Genomic DNA, 8,521 nt, shown 5'->3' with positions numbered 1-8,521 from the left:
GAGGTAAGGAAAGTTGATCTCGAGAGATCGAGATCGGAGACACCCCATGTTTGGAGTTTCGATCTTCAGGGCTTTGACTGGGACCTAGTCGAAGACCTCAAAGTCCCACTGGCATTCTTTCGAAAAGGAATGATATTTCTGGACGAATTTGATTATGTAAATGCATACACCAACTTCTATTTCATACTTGAAGGATTCTATTCGGAGGGGGAACATACGAACGTTGAATCAATATATTTGGAAAATGACGAATTAATGCGAGCTGCGGAGACTGGTTTCAATACTTCGATAGAATCGATTGGCGACGGACTTGAACCGTTCTTTGATTTTTATGGCAAGGAGAAAAATCCGGAGGGCTATATTAAGCTATTTGTGGTAATAAGACATCAACTCAATCACTTTTTCCATACGCGTAGCGGCCCACATACCCCTAGTCCTTTTGACCAAGATGACTATGAACCTGTTTGTCTGTCCCTTATGCATCTTACATACTATATATTATTAACCAAAGTCAACGAAATCGAAATTGAATAATTGCTCAGAACCAGACGAAAGGTCGGAAGCCACAAAAGCGTCGGACCCCTCTGTTGAGGCATGTCGAACGAACCAGCGACCACGACGGACGATATCCCCGAAACCGACGAAGAGTGGCGTGAAGTCCTGACCGACGAGGAGTACGAGATCCTGCGCGAGCAGGGCACCGAACCCAAGTTCAGCGGCGACCTACTCGACCAGAGCGAGGACGGGACCTATCTCTGTGCGGGCTGTGGAACCGAACTGTTCAGTTCGGACACCAAGTTCGATTCGGAGACCGGGTGGCCGAGCTTCACCGACGCGATCGACGAGCACATCGAACTCCGCCGCGACACCAGCCACGGGATGGATCGGACGGAAGTGGTCTGTGCGGAGTGTGGCGGACACCTCGGCCACGTCTTCGACGACGGGCCGGAGCCGACCGGCAAGCGCTACTGCATCAACTCCGCGGCGCTCGGGTTCGACGACGAAGAAGCGTAATCGACCTGCGTTCCCCACGACAGCCTGGCAAACGTCGCTACACGGATGTCCCCTCGGCGCTCGCTGCGTGGGGCGAACCAGGGCCGACCGTTGACGGTGTCACGAACGGACCCCGGCGAAGCCACCTCCCGAACGCTGAACCCGACCGGTCGAGGGGGTCTTTTCAGTTTCTGAAGTCACGGAGCGGCCTTACAACCCCGGAACGGGTACGTCCTCGTAGGGAAAGCGTCCGCAGACTGATGTCGAACGGAGGAACACGAATGGCCCTTCAAGCACCACGATCACGCCGCGGCGACCACCCGAACGTCGAGTGACAATGCCCAACTGTGAACACTGCCATGGACACGTTTCCGAACGGTTCGCCCAGGTCTTCGCCGACGAACACGACCGCGTCCTCGCCTGTCCGAACTGTGCCGCGAACGCCGGCATCGCCGAGGTGGCGCGGGAACGAGCGCGGGCGCGCGGTCCATAGGTAGATACTTTGCACCACCGCCGGTGGCATCCGATCGTGAGCGAAGAGCGGGACCCGGACGCGATGTTCGCGGCCCTCTGTAGCGACGACGCCCGCGAGATCCTCGTCGCTGCCCACTCCGAACCCCGCTCGGCCCAAGAGTTCGCCGATCGCTGTGACATCTCGCTCCCGACGGTGTATCGGCGCGTGAACACGCTCGTCGATCAGGGCTTGCTCAAGGAGAACCTGCAGGTCGATCCCGACGGCAACCACTACACGGTGTACGTCTCGAACCTCGACTCCCTGGAGTTCGCCCTCGAAACGGCCGGCTTCGTCGCCAGCGTTCGTCTCAGACGCGACATCGTCGACCGGTTCGGCGAGTTCTGGCGCGATCTCGGGGGACACTCCGCTGAACGGACTGACCACCAATGACGACACAGCACCCGCCAACACGTCGACCCACGACAGCCAAATGAGCCAGCCAATGGAGTTCTGGACGACGCTCTCGACGAACTTTCTGGTCCTCGTGATCGGCAGCGTTCTCGCGACGATCAGCTATCTCGCCTACCGGCGCGAACAGGAACGATCGTTCCGGATCGCAGCGCTGGGGTTCGTCCTCGTCACGCTCGGCAATCTGACGGTCGTCGTGTATCAGACCATGGTCAAGGGATCGTACGTCCTCGACGGGTTGGAGCTGCTCAGGCTACAGACGATCCAGGGTGCCCTCATCCTCCTCGGGTTCTCGACGCTGTTCTACTCGCTCCATCGGTACTGAAACGGTCCCGTCGGGACCGAGAATCCCGTTTCGACCCCGTCCGCGCCAGACGTCGACCCGAGTACGCGACCGGTGTTTTCACGCGCTGAAACCACGCTGGAGTGCCTATTTTGGCGTGGCTCGCACCTCAAGTCGTGACGGAACGAAACCGACGACACGGCTCGAAACCGACCGACCAGGCGGCCGGTCCTGTAAGTACCACCAGCGCCGACGCGATCGCCGGGAGCGTGATCGGCGCGTCATGAGCGGGAAACGACTGACGCGACGGCGGTGTCTCGGCGGGCTCGGCGCGGTACTCGCCGGTGGACTCGCGGGATGTTCGGAGGCAGTGGGTGACACCGGCACGAGCGGTATCGGCGGTTCTCCCGGGTCGGAGAACGGGACCGCGACCGGGAACGCGACGAACGCCACCGACACCGCGGACGAAACCGAGAGCCCCTACACGCAGGTCTATCGGGCGACCATCCAGTCGGTCGTGCTGCTCGACGTGACCACTCCCGAGGGGGCCGGCCAGGGCTCGGGGTTCGTCTACCGGGACGGATATATAGTAACGAACGAGCACGTCGTCGCCGACGCGACGGGGATCGAGGTCCGGTTCTCGCGGGGCGAGTGGCGGTCGGCGTCGGTCGTCGGCACGGACGTCTCCAGCGACCTCGCGGTCGTCGCGGTCGACGACCGGCCTGACTACGCGACGGCCCTCCCGCTGGTCGACACCCAACCACCCATCGGCACCGAGGTCGTCGCGATCGGCAACCCGTTCGGGCGCTTCGACGGGTCGGCCTCCGCGGGGATCGTCAGCGGCGTCAACCGCTCGATCCTCGCCCAGAACGGGTTCACCATCCCGGACGCGATCCAGACCGACGCCGCGGTCAACCCCGGCAACTCGGGGGGACCGCTCGTGAACCTCGACGGACGGGTCGTCGGCGTCATCAACTCCGGCGGTGGCGAGAACATCGCCTTTGCCATCTCGGCGGCTCTGGTCGAACGGGTCGTGCCGGCACTCATCGAGGACGGCGAGTACGATCACGCCTACCTCGGCGTCTCGCTGGCGACGGTCACGCCGACCATCGCCGCGGCGAACGGGCTCGACCGGCCGCGCGGCGTGTACGTCGACGAGGTACTCCCCGACGGTCCCGCAGACGGTGTCCTCCAGGGGAGCGAGCGCCGCCAGCGGGTGGACGGCGAGGTGGTGCCGGCCGGCGGCGACATCGTCGTCGGGATCGGTGGTGAGAACATCGACACCCGACAGCAGCTCTCGTCGTATCTCGCGCTCCAGGCATCGCCAGGCGAGACCGTCGACCTCACCGTGCTCCGCGGCGGCGAGCGGCGCACCGTCAAGGTGACGCTCGGCCAGCGCCCCGAGCGACCCGACGCGGGCATCGGAGCGGGTGAAACGCCGACGATCCGCTGAAAGGGCCGCTGCGGACACCGATCCGGTGTTGCGGTTCGCTTTTCGTGTGCTCGATCGCACCGACGATGGCCCGCCGGATTTCCGTGAGAACGTTTGTCTATATAGCGTTCATAGTAGGGTACTTACCGTCCCTATCGCTACGTAGTTCCAATGCAGGAGAGTCCTGTGAGTCGACGCGCAGTCCTGGCGACCGGAACCGGGCTCTGTGCGGGGTTCGCGGGTTGTATCAGCACGAGTGCGACGCCACCGGGAAGCGTCGGCGGCGACGAGTCCGGCGGGGGCGACGTCGACGCGCCGACCCTCCGCGCGGGCGGTTCCTCGACGGTGTACCCGATCGTCGACACGGCCGCCTCCTACTGGGGGACGAACGCTACACCCCCCGACGAGGAGTACTGGACGCCCGAGGAGTACGGGATCAGTACGGAGAAACGCCTCGCGGATTACTGGGCCGGGCTGTACGGCTTCGAGGCAACCGAGAGCGAAGCCCCGCCGATCGCGGTGCGGGTGAACCTGAGCCACTCGGGAACGGGCCTCGAAAACCTCCGGAAGGGGCGCATCGACATCGGGAACTCGAGCGCGCCGGTGAAGGCGGAGTTCCCCGACCTCGCCGCGGAGGAGCTCTCGAAATACACCGACCACGTCGTCGGCGTCGACGCCCAGCCGATCGTCGTGAGCGAGGCGATCGTCGAGGCGGGCGTCGAGACGATCTCGGCCGAGACGCTGAAGGCGATCTACGCCGGCGAGATCACGGACTGGCGCGACGTGCCTGGCTACGACGGGCCGACAAAGGCGATCCAGGCGGTCGGGCGCTCGGAGGGGTCGGGCACCGACACCGCCTTCCGGAACAACCTCTTCGGCGACCCGAACGCGCCGATCCCCGGCGTCGACGTCAGGAAGGGGCAGAACCAGCAGGTCAAGGGGATCGTCACGAACTCCGACAACGCGATCGCGTACATGGCGCTCGCGTTCGTCGACGACTCCGTCTCCTCGATCGCGCTCTCGTTCGAAGGGACCGAGTACGTGCCGGGCGAGAACCTCGCCGAGGGCGGTTATCCGCTCGCGCGCGACCTCCACTGTTACACCTGGGACGGCACCTCGGAGCGGGAGGCGGCGTTCCTCCGGATGATCCTCCACGACTACGGGCAGACAAACTTCGTGACGGCCGCGAACTACTCGGCGCTGACCGACGACCGCCAGCGAACCCAGCTCGAAAAACTCCCCGCCCCGCAGCGATGAGCACCGAAACCGGACTCCGGGGACGGCTCGGTGGCGTTGGCGGGACGGGCCACGTGGCCTGGCTCGTCGGCCTCGCGCTGATCGTCGCGGCCGGAACCTTCTTCCTCGCGCCCGGCCTCGCGGCCTACCCGCTCGCCGCGGTCGCGATCGTCGTGGCCTACGGGTTGCTCACGGACGAGGCGACGACCGCCCGCACGCTCGCGCTCTGTGCGACCGTCGCCACGGTGGTGGGCCTCGGCCTCATCACGATCTACCTCGTGGCGAAGTCGCTCCCCGCGTTCCGGATCATGGGGCTGGACGCCCTGACGAAGGCGAACGGGACGCTGTGGGCCCCGAGCGAGGAGGTCTTCTCGCTCGTGCCGATGATCTGGGGCACGGTGATCACGACGCTGATCGCGGCCGCGGTCGCGGCCCCGCTCGGGATCGCGGGCGCGGTGTTCATCAGCGAGATGGCCCCCGACTGGGCGCGGAGCCTCCTCAAACCCGCGATCGAGATGCTCGCGGGGATCCCGTCGATCGTCTACGGGTTCATCGGGTTCACCGTTCTCAACCCGTTCATGATGGACGAGTTCGCGCTCCCGACCCTCGGCAGCCTGTTCGTGGTCGGAGTCGTCATCGGTGCGATGGCGCTGCCCACCGTGGTTTCGGTGGCGGAGGACGCGATCACGAGCGTACCGGACCCGATGAAGGACGGCTCGCTCGCGCTCGGCGCGACCGGCTGGCAGACCACGACCGACGTCACGGTGCCCGCCGCGTTCTCGGGCGTCTCCGCCGCGGTCCTCCTCGGCGTGGGGCGCGCGGTCGGCGAGACGATGGCGGCGGTGGTGATCCTCGGGAACATCACCGAGCTTCCCGAACCACTGTACGACGTGTTCGGCAACACCATCACGCTCACCAGCCTGATCGCGAGCCAGTACGGCAACGCCTCCGGCACCCACATGAACGCGCTGTTCGCCGCGGGCGTCGTGCTGTTCGTCACCGTCTTGGGCCTCAGTCTCGGCTCGCAGTACGTCGAGCGCCGGATGCAGCGCAAACTGGGAGGGGGCGAGTAACGTGGCCACGGGAACCACCACCCTCACCCGCGGCACGTCGACCCCGCTCCAGTACGCCGCGAACGCGATCGCCGGACTCGCCCTCTGTGTGCTGGTCGTGAGCGTGCTCGCGTTCGCGGGGGTTCTCCCGATCGGATCGATCGGGGGCGTCGGCCTCCTCGATCTGCTCGCGGGGGTTCTCGGCTGCGCGGCGCTCGGAATGGTCGGTATCGGCATCGCCTCCGCGGCGGGCGCGCTCGACACCGAGCCGGACCACACCGCCGGCGCGCTGGTCGCCGCGGTCTTCGGGAGCGTCGGCTTCGTGACGGGCGGCCTCGTGGCCGCACAGACGCTCGGCCTCGCGACGCTCTGGCCGCTCGGCGGGCTCGTCGGCGCGGCGCTCGGCGTCGGCCTCGCGCTCGTTCCCCGCGAAGACCTCGGGCTTGCCGCGACCGGCGGCGGGTTCGCGCTGTTCGCGAGCCTCGTGGTCCTCACCGGCGTCATCGACTCGGGGTGGTCGTGGCAGCCGGCGGGACTCTCGGTCGTCTTCGCTGCCGAGACGACTGTTCCTGTCATCTTCGGCGTCGCCGGCCTGGTGCTCGCGTGGGTCGCGGCCCAGGCGAGCGCGGGCTTCGGCACCCAGGGCAAGGCGCGCGGCGCGTCGCTGCTCGTGAGCGCGAACGCCGCAGGGATGATCGCGCTGCTCGTCGTTCTCGTTTCCTTCATCGCTATCCGGGGTTGGGGACCGATGACGGAGGGGATCCGGTACGGACTGTTCTGGGGCCCGATCACATGGTTCCAGGTCCCGGTCTGGGATCGGTGGGTGATATTTCACGGACCCATCCTCTGGTTCTACTGGCCGTTCGCGATGGAGGGCTTTGCGATCACGAACGCGATCAACGGGGTCGCGCCCGCGATCGTCGGCACCGTCTGGCTGGTGATCGGTGCAGTGACGTTCGCGGTGCCCCTCGGCGTCGGGACCGCCGTGTTCCTGACCGAATATGCAAAAGGCAGCCGGGCCACCGCGGTGGTCGAGGTAGCGACCAACGGGCTCTGGAGCACGCCGAGCATCGTGTACGGCCTGTTCGGGCTCGCCTTCCTCGTCCCACGGATCGGCAACCGGAACACGCTGCTGTCGGGGATGATCGTGCTCGGGTTCATGCTATTGCCGCTCGTGGTCATCACCAGCCGCGAGGCGCTGCTCAACGTCCCCGACGAGTACCGCGATGCGAGCGCCGCGCTCGGGGTGAGCCGATGGGAGACCATCAAGAGCGTCGTGCTGCCGGCGGCGATGCCCGGCGTCGTCACCGGCTCGATCCTCGGCGTCGGCCGGATCGCGGGCGAGACCGCGCCCATCCTGCTGGTGCTCGCCGGCGAACCGTTCCCCACCGACGGGCCCGACGTGCTCGACCTCTCGGCCGGGTTCACGTCGTCGTTCCCGTTCGTCCAGCTCGGCGTGGTGAACGCCGACGCGCTGGCCCAGCCCGCGACCGCGCTGCCGCTCCAGCTGTTCGCCACCATCACGGCGGGTGCCCAGGACGTCTCCGAGGGCTTCGCGTGGGCGACGGCCCTCGTCCTCCTGTTGGTGGTGATGGCCTTCTACGCCGTCGGCATCGTCTCACGAACGTACTTCCGGAGGAAACTCGACGCATGAGCACGACACAGACCGAACCCGACGACCGCGACGACCGCAACGACCGCACCACCACCGCCGAAACCGACGAACGGATCGACCCCGCGTGGACCGAGTACGGCCACGGGGGCCGGACGAAACTCGCCGTCGAGAACCTGAACGTCCACTACGGCGACGACCACGCGATCGACGACGTCAGCCTCGACATCCCGGAGGAGAGCGTGACCGCGCTGATCGGGCCCTCGGGCTGTGGAAAGTCGACGTTCCTCCGGTGTCTCAACCGGATGAACGACCGGATCAAGGGTGCGAGCGTCGACGGCTCGGTCGAGCTCGACGACGAGGAGATCTACGGCGACGACACCGACCTCGTGGAGCTCAGAAAGCGCGTCGGGATGGTGTTCCAGCAGCCCAACCCGTTCCCGAAGTCGATCCGGGACAACGTCGCCTACGGCCCCCGGAAACACGGTGACGTCGAGACCGGACTCCTCGCACGGCTGTTCGGTCGGAACGACGGCGAGAGCGAGGACGAACTCGTCGAGCGGTCGCTCCGCCAGGCGGCGATCTGGGACGAGGTGAAAGACCGGCTCGACGACAACGCGCTCGGACTCTCGGGTGGCCAACAGCAGCGCCTCTGCATCGCTCGCTGCCTCGCTGTCGGTCCCGAGGTCATCCTGATGGACGAGCCCGCGAGCGCGCTCGACCCGATCGCCACCGCGAAGATCGAGGACCTCATCCAGGACCTCGCCGAGGAGTACACGGTGGTCGTCGTCACCCACAACATGCAGCAGGCCGCCCGCATCTCCGACCAGACCGCCGTGTTCCTCACCGGCGGCGAACTCGTCGAGTACGGCGACACCGACCAGATCTTCGAGAACCCCGCAAGCCAGCGCGTCGAGGACTACATCACCGGGAAGTTCGGGTAGCACCGAACCGGACAGTCGAGCGAATCGGATGAGCGACGCCAGCGCGG

Annotated in this window: 10 protein-coding genes; all 10 read left to right on the top strand. The window is 65.9% G+C overall.

The window, feature by feature from the left end; genetic code table 11:
• Positions 1 to 534: hypothetical protein (locus TX76_RS18135; protein WP_195156057.1), on the top strand; the 534-nt coding region annotated here is incomplete at its 5' end.
• Positions 535 to 594: 60 nt separating this feature from the next.
• The gene (gene msrB, locus TX76_RS12875; RefSeq protein WP_049902905.1) at positions 595 to 1,014 is read left to right on the top strand and encodes a peptide-methionine (R)-S-oxide reductase MsrB; all 420 of its coding nucleotides are present in this window, start codon (positions 595 to 597) and stop codon (positions 1,012 to 1,014) included.
• 316 nt (positions 1,015 to 1,330) lie between these two features.
• On the top strand, positions 1,331 to 1,486 hold the full coding sequence (locus TX76_RS18130; protein ID WP_195156056.1) for a DUF7563 family protein: 156 nt from the start codon (positions 1,331 to 1,333) through the stop codon (positions 1,484 to 1,486).
• Positions 1,487 to 1,522: 36 nt separating this feature from the next.
• Positions 1,523 to 1,897, top strand: coding sequence for a winged helix-turn-helix domain-containing protein (locus TX76_RS12870; protein WP_049902904.1), 375 nt, complete (start codon positions 1,523 to 1,525; stop codon positions 1,895 to 1,897).
• A gap of 40 nt (positions 1,898 to 1,937) precedes the next feature.
• Positions 1,938 to 2,240, top strand: coding sequence for a DUF7521 family protein (locus TX76_RS12865; RefSeq protein ID WP_049902903.1), 303 nt, complete (start codon positions 1,938 to 1,940; stop codon positions 2,238 to 2,240).
• Positions 2,241 to 2,481: 241 nt separating this feature from the next.
• Positions 2,482 to 3,651 carry a S1C family serine protease gene (locus tag TX76_RS12860; RefSeq protein ID WP_049902902.1) on the top strand — a complete coding sequence of 390 codons (1,170 nt, stop codon included), beginning with the start codon at positions 2,482 to 2,484 and terminating at the stop codon, positions 3,649 to 3,651.
• 150 nt (positions 3,652 to 3,801) lie between these two features.
• Entirely contained in the window at positions 3,802 to 4,887 is a 1,086-nt protein-coding gene (locus TX76_RS12855; protein ID WP_195156055.1) for a PstS family phosphate ABC transporter substrate-binding protein, read from the top strand.
• Positions 4,884 to 5,939 carry a phosphate ABC transporter permease subunit PstC gene (pstC, locus tag TX76_RS12850; protein ID WP_049902901.1) on the top strand — a complete coding sequence of 352 codons (1,056 nt, stop codon included), beginning with the start codon at positions 4,884 to 4,886 and terminating at the stop codon, positions 5,937 to 5,939. The genes TX76_RS12855 and pstC overlap by 4 nt, the downstream gene beginning before the upstream one ends.
• A gap of 1 nt (position 5,940) precedes the next feature.
• On the top strand, positions 5,941 to 7,572 hold the full coding sequence (gene pstA / locus TX76_RS12845) for a phosphate ABC transporter permease PstA (protein WP_049902900.1): 1,632 nt from the start codon (positions 5,941 to 5,943) through the stop codon (positions 7,570 to 7,572).
• Positions 7,569 to 8,474, top strand: a complete 906-nt coding sequence (pstB, locus tag TX76_RS12840; RefSeq protein WP_049902899.1) for a phosphate ABC transporter ATP-binding protein PstB — start codon at positions 7,569 to 7,571, stop codon at positions 8,472 to 8,474. The genes pstA and pstB overlap by 4 nt, the downstream gene beginning before the upstream one ends.
• Positions 8,475 to 8,521 lie beyond the last annotated feature (47 nt).

Source organism: Halococcus agarilyticus (assembly GCF_000334895.1).
GTDB lineage: Archaea > Halobacteriota > Halobacteria > Halobacteriales > Halococcaceae > Halococcus > Halococcus agarilyticus.
Note: the sequence above shows the minus strand (reverse complement) of the source record. Positions and strands in the feature narration are given on the sequence as shown.

What these genes read in the sequence shown, in the direction of transcription:
- pstC (WP_049902901.1), top strand. Translation starts at nt 4,884, where the DNA reads ATGAGCACCGAAACCGGACTCCGGGGACGGCTCGGTGGCGTTGGCGGG.
- msrB (WP_049902905.1), top strand. Translation starts at nt 595, where the DNA reads ATGTCGAACGAACCAGCGACCACGACGGACGATATCCCCGAAACCGAC.
- pstB (WP_049902899.1), top strand. Translation starts at nt 7,569, where the DNA reads ATGAGCACGACACAGACCGAACCCGACGACCGCGACGACCGCAACGAC.
- TX76_RS18130 (WP_195156056.1), top strand. Translation starts at nt 1,331, where the DNA reads ATGCCCAACTGTGAACACTGCCATGGACACGTTTCCGAACGGTTCGCC.
- TX76_RS12855 (WP_195156055.1), top strand. Translation starts at nt 3,802, where the DNA reads ATGCAGGAGAGTCCTGTGAGTCGACGCGCAGTCCTGGCGACCGGAACC.
- TX76_RS12865 (WP_049902903.1), top strand. Translation starts at nt 1,938, where the DNA reads ATGAGCCAGCCAATGGAGTTCTGGACGACGCTCTCGACGAACTTTCTG.
- TX76_RS12860 (WP_049902902.1), top strand. Translation starts at nt 2,482, where the DNA reads ATGAGCGGGAAACGACTGACGCGACGGCGGTGTCTCGGCGGGCTCGGC.